Source organism: Plantactinospora sonchi (genome assembly GCF_036422035.1).
Classification (GTDB): domain Bacteria; phylum Actinomycetota; class Actinomycetes; order Mycobacteriales; family Micromonosporaceae; genus Plantactinospora; species Plantactinospora sonchi.
In genome coordinates this window covers 332225-348837 of record NZ_JAZGQK010000001.1, presented here as the reverse complement: position 1 = coordinate 348837, position 16613 = coordinate 332225, and the positions used below count along the sequence as shown (strand labels likewise).

Annotated in this window: 14 protein-coding genes; 4 read left to right on the top strand and 10 right to left on the bottom strand. The window is 73.2% G+C overall.

The window, feature by feature from the left end; genetic code table 11:
* The first annotated feature begins 1 nt into the window (after position 1).
* Positions 2-1243 carry an ornithine--oxo-acid transaminase gene (gene rocD / locus V1633_RS01580; protein WP_331212264.1) on the top strand — a complete coding sequence of 414 codons (1242 nt, stop codon included), beginning with the start codon at positions 2-4 and terminating at the stop codon, positions 1241-1243.
* A gap of 62 nt (positions 1244-1305) precedes the next feature.
* Here rocD and V1633_RS01575 read toward each other — a convergent pair whose 3' ends face one another.
* Together V1633_RS01575 and V1633_RS01570 are read right to left on the bottom strand one after the other, a co-directional pair.
* Positions 1306-2454 carry an FHA domain-containing protein gene (locus V1633_RS01575; RefSeq protein WP_331212263.1) on the bottom strand — a complete coding sequence of 383 codons (1149 nt, stop codon included), beginning with the start codon at positions 2452-2454 and terminating at the stop codon, positions 1306-1308.
* Complete coding sequence (locus V1633_RS01570) at positions 2451-2744, bottom strand: 4a-hydroxytetrahydrobiopterin dehydratase (protein ID WP_331212262.1); 294 nt, start codon at positions 2742-2744, stop codon at positions 2451-2453. Before V1633_RS01570 ends, V1633_RS01575 begins: the two co-directional genes overlap by 4 nt.
* Before the next feature lie 206 nt (positions 2745-2950).
* Between V1633_RS01570 and V1633_RS01565 the strand changes: the two genes are divergently transcribed.
* Positions 2951-3724 (top strand): hypothetical protein, encoded by a 774-nt coding sequence (locus V1633_RS01565; protein WP_331212261.1) that lies wholly within the window; start codon positions 2951-2953, stop codon positions 3722-3724.
* A 69-nt stretch (positions 3725-3793) separates the two neighbouring features.
* Here V1633_RS01565 and V1633_RS01560 read toward each other — a convergent pair whose 3' ends face one another.
* From V1633_RS01560 to V1633_RS01540, 5 genes are all read right to left on the bottom strand, one after another.
* Positions 3794-4828, bottom strand: coding sequence for a fatty acid desaturase family protein (locus V1633_RS01560; protein ID WP_331212260.1), 1035 nt, complete (start codon positions 4826-4828; stop codon positions 3794-3796).
* A gap of 149 nt (positions 4829-4977) precedes the next feature.
* Positions 4978-8661 (bottom strand): SCO7613 C-terminal domain-containing membrane protein, encoded by a 3684-nt coding sequence (locus V1633_RS01555; RefSeq protein WP_331212259.1) that lies wholly within the window; start codon positions 8659-8661, stop codon positions 4978-4980.
* A gap of 103 nt (positions 8662-8764) precedes the next feature.
* On the bottom strand, positions 8765-9085 hold the full coding sequence (gene cutA / locus V1633_RS01550; RefSeq protein ID WP_331212258.1) for a divalent-cation tolerance protein CutA: 321 nt from the start codon (positions 9083-9085) through the stop codon (positions 8765-8767).
* 10 nt (positions 9086-9095) lie between these two features.
* Positions 9096-10157: a 1-acyl-sn-glycerol-3-phosphate acyltransferase gene (locus V1633_RS01545; RefSeq protein WP_331212257.1), complete on the bottom strand. Its 1062-nt coding sequence runs from the start codon at positions 10155-10157 to the stop codon at positions 9096-9098.
* Positions 10157-10993, bottom strand: a complete 837-nt coding sequence (locus V1633_RS01540; protein WP_331212256.1) for a patatin-like phospholipase family protein — start codon at positions 10991-10993, stop codon at positions 10157-10159. Before V1633_RS01540 ends, V1633_RS01545 begins: the two co-directional genes overlap by 1 nt.
* Before the next feature lie 277 nt (positions 10994-11270).
* Here V1633_RS01540 and V1633_RS01535 point away from each other — a divergent pair, with 277 nt between their 5' ends.
* Together V1633_RS01535 and V1633_RS01530 are read left to right on the top strand one after the other, a co-directional pair.
* Positions 11271-12944 (top strand): serine/threonine-protein kinase, encoded by a 1674-nt coding sequence (locus tag V1633_RS01535; RefSeq protein WP_331212255.1) that lies wholly within the window; start codon positions 11271-11273, stop codon positions 12942-12944.
* A gap of 66 nt (positions 12945-13010) precedes the next feature.
* Positions 13011-13586 (top strand): NADAR family protein, encoded by a 576-nt coding sequence (locus tag V1633_RS01530; protein ID WP_331212254.1) that lies wholly within the window; start codon positions 13011-13013, stop codon positions 13584-13586.
* A 164-nt stretch (positions 13587-13750) separates the two neighbouring features.
* Here V1633_RS01530 and V1633_RS01525 read toward each other — a convergent pair whose 3' ends face one another.
* The 3 genes from V1633_RS01525 to V1633_RS01515 all read right to left on the bottom strand — a co-directional run bounded on the left by V1633_RS01525 (position 13751) and on the right by V1633_RS01515 (position 16611).
* The gene (locus tag V1633_RS01525) at positions 13751-15082 is read right to left on the bottom strand and encodes an ABC transporter ATP-binding protein (RefSeq protein WP_331212253.1); all 1332 of its coding nucleotides are present in this window, start codon (positions 15080-15082) and stop codon (positions 13751-13753) included.
* A 177-nt stretch (positions 15083-15259) separates the two neighbouring features.
* Positions 15260-16282 carry a hypothetical protein gene (locus tag V1633_RS01520; protein WP_331212252.1) on the bottom strand — a complete coding sequence of 341 codons (1023 nt, stop codon included), beginning with the start codon at positions 16280-16282 and terminating at the stop codon, positions 15260-15262.
* A gap of 113 nt (positions 16283-16395) precedes the next feature.
* Positions 16396-16611: a hypothetical protein gene (locus V1633_RS01515; protein WP_331212251.1), complete on the bottom strand. Its 216-nt coding sequence runs from the start codon at positions 16609-16611 to the stop codon at positions 16396-16398.
* Between the last annotated feature and the right edge of the window lie 2 nt (positions 16612-16613).

The following is a 16613-nucleotide window of genomic DNA, read 5'->3' as shown; positions in this document are numbered from 1 at the left end:
CATGAGCCCCGCAGTCGCGAACGAAGAAGGGCTTCCGGGCGACGCGCTGCGCACCCCCGAGGCGGTACGCGACGCCGAACGCTGGACGGCGCACAACTACCACCCGCTGCCGGTGGTGATCTCCTCCGCCGAGGGTGCCTGGGTGACCGACGTCGACGGCCGCCGCTACCTGGACTGTCTGGCCGGCTACTCGGCGCTGAACTTCGGCCACCGCCATCCGGCGCTGATCGCCGCCGCGCACGCCCAGCTCGACCGGCTCACCCTGACCAGCCGGGCCTTCATCCACGACCAGTTCGCCGACTTCTGCCGGGAGCTGGCCCAGCTCTGCGGCAAGGACCTCGTGCTGCCGATGAACACCGGCGCGGAGGCGGTGGAGACCGCGATCAAGGTGTCCCGGAAGTGGGGCTACCAGGTCAAGGGCGTACCGGCCGGCCAGGCGACCATCGTCGTCGCGGACGGGAACTTCCACGGGCGGACGACCACCATCGTCAGCTTCTCCACCGACCCCGACGCCCGGGACGACTTCGGCCCGTACACCCCCGGCTTCCGGATCGTGCCCTACGGGGACCTGGCCGCGCTCGCCGGGGCGATCGACGAGACCACGGTCGCCGTACTGCTGGAGCCGATCCAGGGCGAGCAGGGGGTGGTCGTACCGCCCGCCGGCTACCTGCCCGGGGTACGCCGGCTCTGCACCGAACGGAACGTGCTCTTCGTCGCCGACGAGATCCAGTCCGGACTCGGCCGTACCGGTGAGACCTTCGCCTGCGACGCCGAGAACGTCGTCCCCGACATGTACGTCCTCGGCAAGGCGCTCGGCGGCGGCATCGTCCCGGTCTCGGCCGTCGCCGCGGACGCCGACGTCCTGGGTGTGCTGCGTCCCGGCGAACACGGTTCCACCTTCGGCGGCAACCCGCTGGCCTGCGCGGTCGCCACCGAGGTGGTCCGGCTGCTGGCCACCGGCGAGTTCCAGCGCCGCTCGGCCGAACTGGGTGCCCGGCTGCACACCGCACTACGGGGGCTGATCGGCGAAGGGCTGGTCGCGGTACGCGGCCGGGGGCTGTGGGCCGGCATCGACATCGACCCGGCACTGATGACCGGACGGCAGGCGTGTGAGCGGCTCGCCGAGCGCGGCGTACTGGCCAAGGACACCCACGGTTCGACGATCCGGCTGGCCCCGCCGCTGGTGGTCACCGCCGACGAACTGGACCACGCGGTCGCGCAGCTCGCCGCCGTCCTGTCGTGAGGAAGGGCCCCTTCCTATACAGAAAACGATAGGAAGGGGCCCTTCCTCACACCTGTGGGCGGTCAGCCCCGGTCGACCACCCGCATCGCCATCGTCGGCGCCTCGGCCATCACCGAGGTCGGGTTGGTCATGCCGCCCGAGACCCAGGTGCTGGCGCGGCCCACCTGGACGCCGGGATACAGCTCCACGATGTCGCCCGGACGCATCACCCGGGACTGCTGTCGGGCCAACCCGATCCGCTCGGACTCCTCCAGCGACCCGCCGGGGCGTACGCCGGAGCCGTTGGTGCTGACGTCCTGCGCGACGAGGTCGGCCCCCCGCAGCTCGAACCGTACGTGGCTGCGGCTGATCCAGCGCCGCGCCTCGTCGTTGAGCCACTGGCCGAGCCGGATGCCGTTGGCCTCCTCCGGCGCCCGGCCGACCAGCACCGGCCGTTCGGCGGTGACCACGAAACGGCGCCGGACCATGCCGCCGATCCGTACCGACAGCACCTCGGTGGCCGGCCGTGGTCCGGCGTCGGTGAGCCGCTGCTCGTGCCGGGGGCAGATGGGCTGCCCGGCCCGCAGCCGGGGTGGCGGCTGCCCACTCGGCTTCCGGTCGATCTCGGCCAGGTCGGCGAAGGCACCACCGCCGGAACCGCCGAACAGCACACAGCCCGGTTCCTTGCAGCGCCAGGTCCGGGCCAGCAGCTTGCGGCCGCTCGGCGACGGGCCGGTCGGCGCCGGCGCGTTGCCCTTCACCCGGGGCACCAGGACGGGGCCGCCGGCACCGGGCAACGGGGCGAGCAGCCGACCCGGCTGTCCGGTCACCCAGGGAAAACGCCCGGCCATGCCGTCGTACCGGGCCCGGCTCAGCACCGGCAGGCCCAGCAGGTCGGCCACCTCCAGCACCCGGTCACCGGGGTTGTTCAGCACCTCCACCAGGCCGTCGTCGGCCCAGCGGCGGAGCACCATACGCTCGTTGGAGGTCAGGTCGGCGTCGCTGAGCAACGCCCGGTGCACCACCGCGTACACCGCGACGTTGTCCTCCTCGAGCTGCCGCCCGAGCGCGTCGATGACCATGCCCAGTCGCAGCGTGCTGGCCGGCCGCCCGCCGTCCAGATCCACGTACCGGGCCACCTCGGCCAGGTCGAGCACCGCCCGGACCAGCTCCGGATCGGTGCTGACCCGGCCCTCGATCGCGTCGAGGACCTTACTTATCTCGAATCTCACGCCGCTCCCCGGACTATCTCGTCGATACGCCGCGCCAACTCGATGTCGCGTCGGGTGACTCCGCCCACCGAATGGGTGACGCAGCGGAACGTCACGGTGCGCCACCGGATGTCTATGTCGGGATGGTGGTCGAGTTCCTCGGCGACCACCGCGACCCGGTCCACGACGGCGATCGCGTCACGGAATCCGGGCAGTTCGACGCTGCGGCCGATGCAGGCCGGATCACCGGACCAGCCGTCCAGCCCGCCCAGCTCGACCCGCACCGCCCCCGCGTCCAGCACGTCTGCCATGGCCAGACCTTACCGCCGAGGCCGGCACCGTGGAGAGCGTCCGTTTCCGCCGCCACCTCCCCGACCGGTCGGACGCAGCACGGCCGCCCGGGGTGCCCTGAATCTCGGGAGCGGATGTGGGACCCGGTCGCTACGCTGACCGGCGGTCCGGCCACCGCGGTCAACGCCGCGGATGGCCTCCCGCTACCAGGAGGATTCAGAACCAGATGAGGATTCGACGGCTGGGAGTTTCCGGCCTGGCTCTCGTCGCCACGCTCAGCGTCGGCGTCGCGGGCTGCAACACCCAGGGCGGCTCCGGGCGTCCGGTCGCGAGTGGCGTCCAGGAGACCTCGGCCGCCGCGCAGACCCCCGCCGAGGCACTCGAGGCGTCGGTGAAGAAGTTGAACGAGCAGAGTTTCACCGTCAGCCTGCACATGTCGGTGATGACCGCGAGCGGCGGGGTCGACCCGGTCGCGCGGAAGGCCAACCTCACCATGGAGATCGGCCTCGGCGACCAGTCGATGGACTACCAGGTCATCACCGCCGACGAGGATGTCTTCCTGAAGTTCGGTGGGGTCCCCGGGATGCCGAAGGACTGGCTGCGGATCGACGCCGCCAAGATCAAGGAAGGCAGCGGGCTGGACGTCCTGCCGAAGGACGACCCGATGGGGGCGAACAACCTCATCAAGGGCATCGTCGAGGTCAGCCGGGACGGTGAGCGCGGCTTCAAGGGCACCATGGACCTCACCAAGTCGCCGACCGCCGACGCGGAGTCCATGAAGATGTTCGGTGACAAGGTCACGTCGGTGCCGTTCACCGCGCGGACCGACGAGCAGGGCCGGCTCACCGAGATCTCGGTGAACACCAAGAGTGTGTCGCCGCTGCTCGGCGAGATGCGGGTCGCCTACGACAACTTCGGCAAGCCCGTGGAGATCAAGACGCCGGACCCGTCCGAGGTGACGGAGATGCCGGACGAGCTGCTCGGTTTGATGAACGCCTGACTGGTACGCCAGGAACCCGGCCCGGGACGGTCGCCGTCCCCGGCCGGGTTCCGTGTCTTCCGCGTCCGCTCAGTCGCCGGAGCCCCGCAACGGCGCACCCACCTCGTGCAGGTGCCGGAGCGCCTGACGGTAGGAGTCGAACAGGCCGGTCTCCTCGTACGGGATGCCCTGCTCGGCACAGAACCGGGTGACGATCGGCTGGGCCCGACGGAGGTTGACCCGGGGCATGCTCGGAAACAGGTGGTGCTCGATCTGGTAGTTGAGACCGCCGAGCAGGAAGTCGACGACCACTCCGCCGCGTACGTTGCGCGAGGTCAGTACCTGCTTACGCAGGAAGTCGAGCTCGTCCTCGGCGGTCACCACCGGCATGCCCTTGTGGTTCGGCGCGAACGAGCATCCCATGTAGAGCCCCCACAGCCCCTGGTGGATGGCGATGAACAGCAGCGCACGGCCCGGGGACAGCACGGTGAAAAGCACTCCGAGGTAGGCGGCGGTGTGCACCAGGAGCAGCAGCGCCTCGACCCGGCGGTGCCGCATCGGCGTACCGCGCAGCGCCCGGATGCTCGACACGTGCAGGTTCAGCCCCTCCAGCAACAGCAGCGGGAAGAAGAGGTACGCCTGCCGGCGCGCCATCCACCGCCCGAAGCCCCGGGTCCCCAGCGCCTGCTCGTGCGTCCAGACCAGGGCACCGGCCCCGACGTCGGGGTCCTCGTCCTCGTGGTTCGGGTTGGCGTGGTGCCGGTTGTGCTTGTCGATCCACCAGCCGTAGCTGAGTCCGGTCGCCAGGTTGCCGGCGATCAGACCGGCGATCTCGCTGGCCCGCCGGTTCCGGAACATCTGCTTGTGTCCGGCGTCGTGGCCGAGGAACGCGACCTGGGTGGTGGCGAAGGCCAGGAAGACCGCGACCAGCATCTGCCACCAGGAGTCGCCGACCGCCGCGAAAGCGATCCAGCCGGCGACGAAGAGCCCGACTGTCAGGGCGATCCGGGCGACGTACCAGCCGGTGCGCCGTTCCAACAGACCGGCCTGGCTGATCCGACGAGATAACTGAGAGTAGTCGCTACCACGTCGGACGGCTGGCTCAGCCAGCGCGCTGATCGCCATGTTTCATCTCCAATCAGGTGCATTTCGACCACGCCGGTGGACGGCAATATCCATAAGCCTCCTCGGATCAGATGCACCCAGTAACCCCGGAAACCCCCGTATCCGGGGTAGGGCTAGCACCCCTTCCGGACCGGCCACCGCCGTCGCGGTCAGCTCATCCGACCGACCGCGCTACGCAGCCGCCGCAGGTCCCGGCGCCGACGCTCGTACGTGATCGCCAGGCTGATCAGCGCGAAGCCGCCGACGGCGAGGAAGATCCAACGCGGCAGCCGGTCCCAGACGGCGACCATCTCCCGTAGGGCCTGCACGGCCAGCACCACACCGCCGAGCACCACCGGCGCCTGCAGCCGCCACCGCGCGCCGATCAGCACGGTCACCAGCGCACCGGCGCCGAGCAGCAGTCGACGCTCCGGCTGCCCGTCGGCGACCAGTACCGACACCAGACTCGGCAGCAGTGCGGCGGCGAGCCCCGGGCCGTACCCGATCCAGCTGTTCAGCCCCGGCCAGGCCCGCGCCGCCAGCCACCCGACCAGCACCGCCAGCACCGCCGCCGGCAGGGTGTACGCCTCGACCAACGCCACCTGGGCCGAGGCGAGCAGCAGCCAGATCCCGACCAGCTCCGCGCCGCCGGCGGTCGCGGCGTACGACCAGCGCCGGTGCCCCGGCTCCGCCGGACGCAGCGCCCTTATGCCCAGCGCCACTCCCCACAGCGTGCAGACCGCGGCCGCGTACCGCAGCTCCCCGGCGGTCAGTACCAGCGCGACCAGCGCGGCGACGTGCCCTGCCGCCTCGGCGGCGACCCCCTCGGCCCGCCGCGAGGCGTCGACCGGTGTGACTCCGGCGGCCGGGGTCGCGCCGGGCGGCACCACCGTCGTGGCCGGGGACGTCCCCCGCAGGACGACCCCGCCGGCCAGCGACGCCGCCGCGACGCCGAGCACCAGCAGCGCGGCGACCCGCAGCGGCTGGTCCACGGCGAGCGGGGCGGCCACCGCCAGCAGCACCGCCGCCGAGGTCGTGGCCAGCCAGCCCGACACCCGGACGTACCGGTCCCGTCCGACCATGCCGGCCACCAGCCCGGCCGCGACCAGCAGGGCCAGCCCGACCAGCGTGCCGGCCCGGGTCGGCAGCAACCCGGCGAGGCCCGCTCCGGTGAGCGCCACCCCCAGCGGCACGACCACCCGGCCGGCCCGGCCGACCGTCGCGGACAGTGCCGAGCCGAGCAGCGCCGCCAGTCCACCGGCGAGGGCCAGCGCCGGCACGGTCGGCCACCGCGCACCGGCGGCGGCGAGCCCGGTCAGTACCGTGGCGGCCAGGAACGGTACGGCGGCCACCGTCGCCGCCCGGGCGGTACCCCGCCACGCCCAACCGGCCACCGCCGCCGTCGCGGCGAGCAGCGACAGCGCCACCGCCGCCGGTACGTCGGGGCGCCAGTCGTCCGGCCCCAGCCCGACGCCGGCCGGCGGCCCCGACCAGATCCGGCCCAGCCAGGCGTACGGCGTCAGGAAGATCGCCACGACCGCCGGCAGCACCGCGACCACGACCCGGAGCAGCAGCAGCGGCATGGACACCAGCGAGGCCATCGACAACACGACGACGGGAAGACGCTCCCCATCGGTACCCGCCCCGAGCCGGTTGACCGGCCACCACGACGGGCGTACCCCGGCCCCGACGGCGACGCTGGCCAGCAACGTCCCGGCGGCGTACATCCCGGCCGGTTCGGCGACTCCGGACAGGGCCGGCGAGAAGCCGACCACCAGTGCGACCAGCGACAACGCCGCACCCGCGTACCGCAGGTAGTCGCCGACCGCACCCCGGGCGGCACTGTTGCGGTCCTCGGTGCCGGGCGACGCGGCGACCACGGGTGCCCGGGTCGTCCGGACGGCGGCCAGCAGCACCCCGGCGGTCAGCAGCACCGTGACGGCGAGCGCCGCCCGGGCCTGCCACCACGGCGGTACGTCGGCGGCGAAGAGGCCGAGGACCACCGCACCCGGCGTGCCCAGCACGGCGACCCCGACCGCGAGCCCGCCGACCAGGCGGGCCGGACCGGCCTGGTCGGAGTGGCCCCGCGCGGCGGTCACCGCGACAACCGCCCCGGTCAGCACGATGCCGGCGAGAACGCCGGCAGCGCCGGCCGGCCGGGCCCCGCCGACCAGCAGGGCGTGTCCGGCGAGCGGGACGGCGGCCCCGGAGAGCGTGCCGACCACCCATCCCGGCCGGTCGGGTCGGACCGCGCCGACGGCCAGTGCCGCCGCCGTGCCGAGACTCAGCAGCGCGATCGCCCACCAGGGCAGCGGCACCGCCGTCGGCAGCGCCAGCACCGTCAGCACCCCGCCGGCCAGCGCGGCCGGCCACCGTCCCCGGGCCGGCAGCAGGAGCACGAGCGTGCCGGCCAGGATCGGCAGCGCCACCGGCAACTGCCAGTCGAACGGGCCGGTTTCGGTGCTCAGGTCGGCCTGCCCGAACGGCTGCGACTGCACCGCGGTGGCGAGCGCCGTCACCAGCGCCATTCCCCCGGCCAGGACGGCCAGCGCCGCCACCAGGACCAGACTGCCGGCGTACGGGCCGGGGCGTACCCCGGACGGCAGCAACCGGGCGGCGGCCAGCACCCCGCCGGCGAGCAGGGCGAAGACGACCGCCGGGCCGACCAGCCCCGGTCCGTCGAGTTCCACCACCGCCCGGACCAGGGCACCGCCGAGCGCCACCACGAACAGTCCACCGGCGGCCGCCCCGAACCCGTGGTGCCGGGTCAGTACCGCGCCGGCGATCAGCAGCAGTGGCGGCACCAGCAGCGGAACACCGGCGAAGACGGCACCCGGGCCGTCGGTGAGCGCCAGGGCCAGCAGCGCGCAGCACGCCGAGGCGAGCACCGCGAACCCGTAGCCGAACCACGCGACGGACCGACGGGCCAGGTCGAGGCCCGCCGGTCCGTCGCCATCCCGCCCCCGGGTCAGGAGAAGGTTGACCGCCGCCGGTGCGGCGCACGCCAGCGTCCAGCCGGTCGCGCCGACCCGGGCGTCGAACGCCAGTAGCGGTGCCACCGGCTGGACCAGCAGCAGCCCGGCGAACCACGGTGCGGTCAACCCGGTCAGCCGCCGGTAGCCGGCCGCCACGACCGCGCTGACCCCCGTGACCAACGCGGCATAGCGGGCCCCGGGCAACCCGGCCACCCCGAACAGGTTGACGGCCCAGACGGCGTACCCGTCGAGCAGCACCAGCAGCAGGCCGATCGCCGCGAAGGTCTCGGCGGTGGCGGTCAGTCCCCGGCGCCGGGCCAGGATCGGCGCGGCCAGCGCCAGCCCGGTCAGCCCGGCGAGGATCGCGGCCCGTCCGGCGATGCCGACGGTGGCCCAGGCGACCACGGTGAAGACGATCGCGGCCGCTCCGACCAGCAGGCCGCCGAGGATGAAGAGCACGTTCTGCACGGTCCGGGTGGAGGCTTCTCGGCGTACCGGTGCCGGGACCACGTCGGCGGCCCGGCCGCCCCCGCTGAACGCGGCCGGACCGCCGGTGGACGCGGTGCCCGTCGGCGTCGGAACCGGCTGCGCCGGCGGACCGGGCTGGCTGGCGGCCCGCAGCGCGACCAGGACAGCGCTACGGACCTGCCCGGCGAGCGTGTCCCGGCGCTGCCGGGTCTGCCGGAGTGTGGTGTCGAGCGTGTGGTACGTCTCCCTGGCCTGGGCCACCCGGACGGTCAGCGCGGCGATCTCCGCGTCGAGCCGGATCACCTCGGCCGCGGCCGGGTCGGGTCCCCGACCGCAGCCCGGGCATCCGGTCGCCAGGTTGGCTCCGGCCCCGCACAGCGGGCAGGGGTACGCGTGCACGCCTTCGGTCATGCCGTCATGCTCCGACGGCCCGGCGGCGGTACACAGAGTGCGCGTACCTATCCCGGGCAGGTACCCGGACGCGGTGTGGAGCCGCTCCGGACCCTCGGCTCCGCTACGGCCGGGTCTGTTCGTGCAGCCAGGCGGTGTGGTCCGGGTTGCCGCCCTCGACCCAGCTCACCAGGATCTCCGGTATCTCGTACGGGTGGGCGGCCCGCACCTGGTCGACGAGGGCCTCGACCCGGTCCGGTGCGGTCTTGAACCGCACCGTCCACTCCCGGGTCGTCTCCAGCCGTGACTCCCACCAGTAGGTGCTCTCCACCGGTCCGGTCACCTGGGCGGAGGCCGCGAGCCGACTGGCGACCGCCGCGGCGGCGAGTACGTCCGCGACCGCCCGGGCATCCACCACCGTCGTCACGACGCAGATCTGGTCCACGCCGGGCACCCTACTGTGGATCCGTGTCCGCGCGGTGCGCGTCGATCCACGCGTCGATCCGCGCCCACCAGTCGAAGAGCCAGTCGATGCGTTCCTGCCGCCCGGTCGGCACGTCCTCCGGCGGTACGGACCAGAACCGCATCACGATCCGCTTGTCCATCGGCAGTTCCCGCCACACGTCGGTGACGGTGACCATCCGGTCCAGCCCGGTGTGCGCGACAAAAACGACGCCGGCTCCCGGTGCGGCGTCCAGGGCGGCCAGTACGCCACCCGGTTGCGGGGCGAGCACGTGCCGCATCGCCTCGGCCCGCTCCGCCATCTTCTCCAGACCCCGGGAACGCAGCAGGTCGATCGCGCGGAGCCGACGCCGGGGCGTGAAATTGCCACCCTCGGGGAAGATCACGAAGGCGTCGTTCTCGTCGAGACCCTGGGCGAGGTGCCCGATCTGCTCGACCAGGGACTCCCGGGGGGCGCCGGGTCGTTCGGTTCGGCCGAGCCGTCGGGCCCGTCGCTCCCGTGCCGTGATGAACCGGTTGGGCAGCCGGTTGAGCAGCACGTCCACCGCCGGATCCCACTGCAGGGTGTCCTTCAGGACGATCCTCGGCTCCCGCTTGAACCAGTTCACCAGCGCGTGGATCAGGATGAAGGAGTCGCCGGGGCCGGCGTGCCGGCAGAGCACCAGTTCGGGACGGCCGGGCAGGGCGGTGTCGGGATCGGTGCCGACCACGTCGATGCTCAGCCGCAGGGTCCACCGGGCCTGCCAGAACAGGAAGGTGAGGAACCACCCGGCCAGGAGGTAGTGGGCCCGCTGGAACGACGGGGACCGGCCACGCCAGCCGAACCCGGAGCCGACCCAGAGCCCGAAGAGGGCGACCAGCGCGGCGGCGTCCCAGCACAGGTAGACGATGCCGAGCCAGAGCAGCCGCAACGGGCGGAGGTAGCCGGGCACCAGCGGCGAGGCCGCCGCCGCGATGATCAGCCACACCGGCAGCAGACTCACCACCAGTACGGCGAGCAGCACCGTGCCCGGGGCGAGCAGGAGCCGCCGGACCCACCTCGGTGGCAACGGCATCAGTCGAGGTCCACGTGTTCGGTGAGATAGCGGCGGGACGCCGTGTAGGCACGGCTGATCCGTCGCCCGACCGCCGCCATGTCCCGGTACGCCCACGGGGTGTCGTCCCGGGGTCCGAGTCCGCCGGTCGGCAGCACGTGCACGTCCACGTCGTCGGGGAGCGCCGACATCTCCCGGGCGAACCGGTGCCGTCGGGCGATCTCGAACGCCACCTGGGCGATCTCCCAGGGGCGTCGCGGCGGGCTCAGCGGACGCTCGATCCGCCCCACCTGGAGTACGAAGATCTGCTTGGCGCCGACGTGCACCGCCTCGCCGATCGGGATCGAGTTGACGATCCCGCCGTCGACGTAGTGCTCGTCGTTGATCCGGGCCGGGGGCAGCAGGCCGGGTACCGAGGCGGAGGCGAGCACCGCGGGCACCAGCGGGCCGCTGGTGAACCAGTGTTCGGCGGCGCGTTCGATGCTGGCCGCACAGCACCGGAACGGCACCTTGAGGTCGGCGAAGGTGGTGTGTTCGCCGAGTTCGGTTTCGAGCAGCCGACGCAGCGGGCGTGGCGAGTGCAGATGGGTACGGGCGGCGAACCGGCGCAGTTGCCGGGCGATCGAGTCGCCGTAGACCTCGGCCGCCTCCGGCGACGCCCAGAGCCGGACGAGCCGGTTGGTGACCGCCTCGCTCGGGTCGGCGGCCACCAGCGCGCCGTTGACCGCGCCGATGGACGTACCGAGCACCAGATCGGGTTGGATGCCGGCCCGGAACAGTGCCCGCAGCATGCCGACCTCGACGGCGCCGAGAACTCCACCGCCGCCGAGCACGAACGCCACCGGACCCCTGACCATGTCATTCATCCTGGCACGGGCTGCCCACCCGGCCGCGCCAGCGGTCCCCACGGACAGGATCGGGCCACCTGGGACGCGGTCGGCGGCGGTGGGCCGTGGGTGGTGGGGTGGGGCCGGTTGGCCTGCTCCGGGCGGTCGGGCGTGATCCGGTCACAGGTCACCCCGGCCCCGCCCCGGGCGCCGTCGTTGACAGGAGTATCTATGTCACGCAGCCTGGTACGACCCCCCACACGGCCTGATGTAATCCCCCAACTCTTCCAGGCAGGTGCGACGAACGATGGCAGCGTTGCAGGCGGGCGGCCTGCTCGCCCGGAGATATCGTCTTATCGACAGGATCGGTGCCGGCGGCATGTCGGTGATCTGGCGGGCCCGGGACGAGGTGCTCGACCGGGTGGTGGCGGTGAAGGTGCTCGCCGCGTCACTCGCCGCCGACACGAAGTTCCGGGAGATGGTCCGGGACGAGGCCCGGGCCGCCGCACAACTCGTCCATCCGCATGTCACCGCCGTGCACGACTACGGCGAGGCCCTCGGCCCGGACGGTGAACTCACCGCGTTCGTGGTGATGGAACTGCTCACCGGCGAGGAGTTGAAGGCACAACTCACCGCTGGCGCGCTGCCCTGGCCGACGGCGGTGGAGATCTGTGCCCAGGTGGCCGAGGCGCTGGCCGCGGCACACCGGCTGGGCATCGTGCACCGGGACATCACCCCGGCCAACATCATGATGACCGCGACCGGCGCCAAGGTGCTCGACTTCGGTATCGCCACCCACGTGGGCGCCCCGGACGAGGACGAGGACGGCGAGACGTTCGGCACCCCGGCGTACGTCGCCCCGGAGCGGCTGGACGGGTTGCCGGCCCAGCCGGCGACCGACACGTACTCGCTGGGTGTGCTGCTCCACGAGACGCTGACCGGCCGGGTGCCGTTTCCGGCCGAGACCTGGGAGGAGCTGACCCGGGCGCTGGAGTCCGGGGCCGAACCGACGCTCGACGGCGTACCGGACGTGCCGGCCGCGGTGGCGGACGTCTGTCTGCGGTGCCTGGCCCGCGACCCGGCTGCCCGCCCGACCGCCGCGCAGGTCGGTGAGACGCTCCGTGGTCAGCTGCGCGACGCCGGTCCGCACCGTGCTCCGGTCGACCGGGCCGGGCCGGTGACCGGCCGGGCCGCGCCCGGGACACGGGTGTCCACCGGCCCGTCGGCGCCGGTTGTCCCACCGTCGGACGCCGTCTCGCCGGCGCCGGCCGGTCTGTCGGTGGCGGCCGGTCCGTCAACGCCCGTCGTCCCGCCGATGACCCGGCTGGAGCCGCCCGGTTCCGTGCCGCCGTCCGACCCGCCGCCGGGACCGTCCGCACGGTTCGATTCGCCGCCGGGTGGCGGACCGGGTGACCCGGCGGCCGGAGAGTCCGGAGCGTCGGGTCCGAGCCACCAGCCGTCGCATCCCGGCCGGGTGCTGGTCGTCGCCGCGGCGGCACTGGTCGTGCTCACCGCTGTCGTGATCGTGACCGCCACCCTGGGTGCCGGGCCGGGTGGCACGCCAAGCGGTGGTCTCGGCACCGGCGGGGCGAGCAGCACCGGACCGGGCGGGACGCCGACGGCGCGCGTACCCTCCGACGGTCCGGCGGCGGCACCGACACCGACCACGGCCAGGGCCACGGCCACCGCGCCGGCCACGGCAACCGTGCGACGTCCGGGCGCCACGACGTCGGTGAACGAGGTGATGGCCAGCCTGGACCGGATCGTCACCGAGGGTCTGGCGGCGAGTGCGATCCGCGACCACGCCGGCGTGGACCTCCGCAACCACCTGCGCAACCTCCGGGCCGAGCCGACCGACCTGCCGGGGCAGGTGACCCTGCTGCGCGACAAGGTCGCGGTGCGACGCGACGAAGGGTCGATCACCCCCGAGTACGCCCGACTCCTCGACGACGCCCTGGTGCAGCTGGCCGGGGCGGCGTGACCCGTACGCCGGGTGCCGGTCTTGTCGCGTGGCCGGCGCCCGGCAGGGTGTGCCACCCTGTCCGACATGTCCACCGCCGCTGCCCTGCCCACCGATGTCGAGGAACTCCGGAGACTGGTCGCCGACGGCACACCGATCAGGTACGTCTTCTTCTGGGGACACCAGCCAGGGCGCGACGGCGGCGTCGGAGCCGGCTGCCTCAGCCAGTGGTGGCCGTCCCCGTTCACTGTGGACGGCGTCCGGTACGCCACCGCCGAGCACTACATGATGGCCGGGAAGGCCCGGCTCTTCGGTGACGAGCCGATCGCACGGCAGGTACTGACCGCACCGACCCCGGGCGCGGCCAAGGCCCTCGGGCAGCGGGTACGAGGTTTCGAACAGGCGGTCTGGGACGCCCACCGGTTCGACCTGGTGGTCGCCGGCAACCTGGCGAAGTTCGGTCAGCACCCCGAGCTGCGGGCCTATCTGCTCGGTACCCGCGAGCGGGTGCTGGTGGAGGCCAGCCCGATCGACCGGATCTGGGGCATCGGTCTCGCCGCCGACGACCCGCGGGCCGGGGACCCCGCCCGCTGGCGGGGCCTGAACCTGCTCGGCTTCGCGCTGATGCGGGCCCGCGCCCAGCTCACGACCGAGCAGGACTGAACGCGGCGGGTCAGTTGCCCGTGTCATCCCGACGGCGGCCGACCCGTGCCTGGCGGAACCCGCCCGCAGCACGGGCCGACGCCCCGTCCCGACGGATCCGGTCGCCCGCAGCACGGGCCGACGCCCCGTCCCGACGGATCCGGTCGCCCGGCAGCGGCCGACGCTCAGTCCAGACGGATCCGGTCGCCCGCCGCGTCGAACAGCAGCAGCTGATCGAGGTCGACGGCGAGGCTGACCGGCTCGCCGCGCCGGGGCAGGACCGCGGCCGGCATCCGGACCACCAGCTCGCCGGCGACCGGTGGTTCACCACCGAGTTCCGGGTCGTAGACGGGATAGAAGCCGTACTCGGTGCGGGCCGTCGCCGGCTGCGGCGCGGCGCGTTGGTGGGGAATCATCCTGGTCAGTCGGTCCCGGACCGGATGCCCGGACGGCAACTCGTCGGCGAGCACCGAGGAGAGGGGCTGGTCGGGGTCGGGGTGTTCCAACCGGGCCTGACTGTTCGAGGTCGGCACCGTACCGGTCGTCACGTGCACCAACACCTGGTGCCCAAGGTTCTCGACGAAGCGGACGGTCCCCCGCACCACCGGCGTACCACTCGCCGTACCGGGCGGGACCGGGGTCAGGGCGTCGGCCCGCAGCGCCACGGTCACCCGTGCGGTGTGTCGGCTCCGCAGGGCCGGTACCCGGGGATCGTCAGGCGGGAGTTCGAGCAGTTGGGATCCGAGATCGAGTACGACCGTCTCGTCGGTGGCGTAGACGGCGGCCTGCAGCAGATTCGCCCGGGGCGTACCGAGGAAGGCCGCGACGAACAGGGTGTGCGGGTCGCGGTACACCTCGTCCGGCGGGCCGACCTGCTGGAGCACACCCCGACGCAGTACCGCGACCCGGTCCGCCATGGTCATCGCCTCGACCTGGTCGTGGGTGACGTACAGGGTGGTGAGCTCCAGCCGCCGGGCCAGCGCCGCCACCTCGGCGCGCAACTCGGCCCGCAATCCGGCGTCCACGTTGGACAGAGGCTCGTCGAGCAGGAACGCCTGCGAGTCGCCGACGATGGCCCGGCCCATCGCCACCCGCTGGCGCTGCCCGCCGGACAGTTGGCGGGGCCGGCGGTGCAGCAGTTCGGTGATGCCGAGCTGCGCGGCGACCTCGGCCACCCGACGGGCGGGATCGACCGGGGACTCCCCGCCGGTGGTGAGCGGAAATCCGATGTTCTGGGCCACCGTCAGATGCGGATAGAGGGCGTAATCCTGGAAGACCATCGACAACCGACGGTCCGGGCCGGCGCCCGGCTCCACCGGCCGACCGTCGATCAGGACGCGCCCGCTGGTCGGCTCGTCCAGCCCGGCGACCAGGCGCAGGATCGTCGACTTGCCGCAACCCGTCGGACCGACCAGTACGACGAACTCGCCGGAGCCGACCTCGATGCTCACCCTGTCGACCGCGACGGTGCCGTCGGGAAATATCTTCGTCAACTGGTCGGTGGCGATACTTACCACGGCGACCACCTCCTGTCGCCATCCTCGCCGGGCCAGCGGTCCATGCGCCAGTCCCGCTGCGCCGGGCGGCCACGTACGGTGCGCCGGACGGCATGATGCCATGCCGATCGATGGAACGCCGTGCCGCGTGCCGGATCGCGGGTGCGGCGGCTCACGACCCGGAGTCGGACAGCCGGCTCACGACCCGGAGTCGGACGGCGGCTCGGCCCGCACCACACGGTCCATCCAGCCGTCGCCGTCGTCGTCGTACATCCGATCCTCGAAGAATCCGTCGCGGTCCCGGTCGTACTCGCTGATGTCGACCAGCCCGTCAGCGTCCAGGTCGTGCCCGACGAAGTCGGTACGGCCGTCCCGGTCGGCGTCGACCAGGATGTCGACCCCGCCGTCAGCCCGCCCCCGCAGGCTGTGCCGGTCCCACTCCCCGTCGCCGTCGACGTCCACCCGGGTGCGGTAGCCCTCGGGTACGGCCGGCGCGTCGACGGACGGCGCCGGCATGTCCGGCGGGGATGCGCTGCCGAAACCCGCCTGAGCTGTCGGCTCGGCGCCCCCGGAGCCGACGACGGCCGGAGGCTCGACCACTCCGAAGCCGACCACCGCCGGAGGCTCGGCCACTCCGAAACCAGCCACGGCCGGAGGCTCGGCCGACCCGAAGCCGACCACGGCGGAAGGCTGCCCGGCGCCGAGGCAGGTCCCGGACGCCGGATCGGCCGACCCGACCGGCGCGGGACCGGCGCTGCCGAATCCCGTTTCGGCGCCGGCCGCACCGGTGACCGCGCCGGCCAGACCACCGGCGGGATCGGCCAGGGCGGCGTCGGTCGCCGACTCGATCGAGCGACCGATCTCGTCACCGAGACCGGCCAGCCCACCGACCGGCGTACCGGCCACCGGGACCGTGGCCGGGACCTCGGGCGGCGCCGGATCGGCCCGGCCCGGCCCGGAGGCGTGGAGGTCGTCGACCACCGACACCGCCCCGGCGAAGCCGACCAGCGGGGTGAACATGCCGAACAGGCTCGACTGGTTGGTCCGGCTCTCGACCTCGTGCTGTCCGCCCGGGTCGGTACCGAACTGGAGCTGGAGCAGGGCCACCTCGTCGGCGTCGAGCCGGTAGCCGGCGAGGGCGGCGTCCGGTTCGGCGGAGAGCGCGGCGGCGAACATCGGATCGGAGAGGAGCCGTTCCAGTACGACGTCGAAGTCACTCACCGTGGCCACCTCCCGGCATCAACCCGTCCCACGCTAACCCCGGTCCGCCACCTCCGACCCTCGGCACGTCCGGAACCCGCCACGGCGGACACGGCGTCGACCGACCGGGTCGCTCAGTCCAGCTCGGGCATCGGCACCGGCTGGGGCCGGGGCCGGCAGGTGCCGCACTGCACGGCGTCCTCGACCACCAGGCCCTCGGCCCGACCCCGTGCCTCCGAGCGGTGCACCTGAAGCAGGTACGGACCGAACCGGGCGTGGTCCTCGCAGACGCCGCGACCGCAGAACCGGCACCCACCCCGCGCCGCCTTCGGACAGAACCAACAGAGCACGA

Coding starts and splice junctions, on each gene's coding strand:
- V1633_RS01565 (WP_331212261.1), top strand. CDS start 2,951: ATGAGGATTCGACGGCTGGGAGTTTCCGGCCTGGCTCTCGTCGCCACG.
- V1633_RS01570 (WP_331212262.1), bottom strand. CDS start 2,744: ATGGCAGACGTGCTGGACGCGGGGGCGGTGCGGGTCGAGCTGGGCGGG.
- rocD (WP_331212264.1), top strand. CDS start 2: ATGAGCCCCGCAGTCGCGAACGAAGAAGGGCTTCCGGGCGACGCGCTG.
- V1633_RS01530 (WP_331212254.1), top strand. CDS start 13,011: ATGTCCACCGCCGCTGCCCTGCCCACCGATGTCGAGGAACTCCGGAGA.
- V1633_RS01545 (WP_331212257.1), bottom strand. CDS start 10,157: ATGCCGTTGCCACCGAGGTGGGTCCGGCGGCTCCTGCTCGCCCCGGGC.
- V1633_RS01535 (WP_331212255.1), top strand. CDS start 11,271: ATGGCAGCGTTGCAGGCGGGCGGCCTGCTCGCCCGGAGATATCGTCTT.
- V1633_RS01560 (WP_331212260.1), bottom strand. CDS start 4,828: ATGGCGATCAGCGCGCTGGCTGAGCCAGCCGTCCGACGTGGTAGCGAC.
- V1633_RS01555 (WP_331212259.1), bottom strand. CDS start 8,661: ATGACCGAAGGCGTGCACGCGTACCCCTGCCCGCTGTGCGGGGCCGGA.
- V1633_RS01540 (WP_331212256.1), bottom strand. CDS start 10,993: ATGGTCAGGGGTCCGGTGGCGTTCGTGCTCGGCGGCGGTGGAGTTCTC.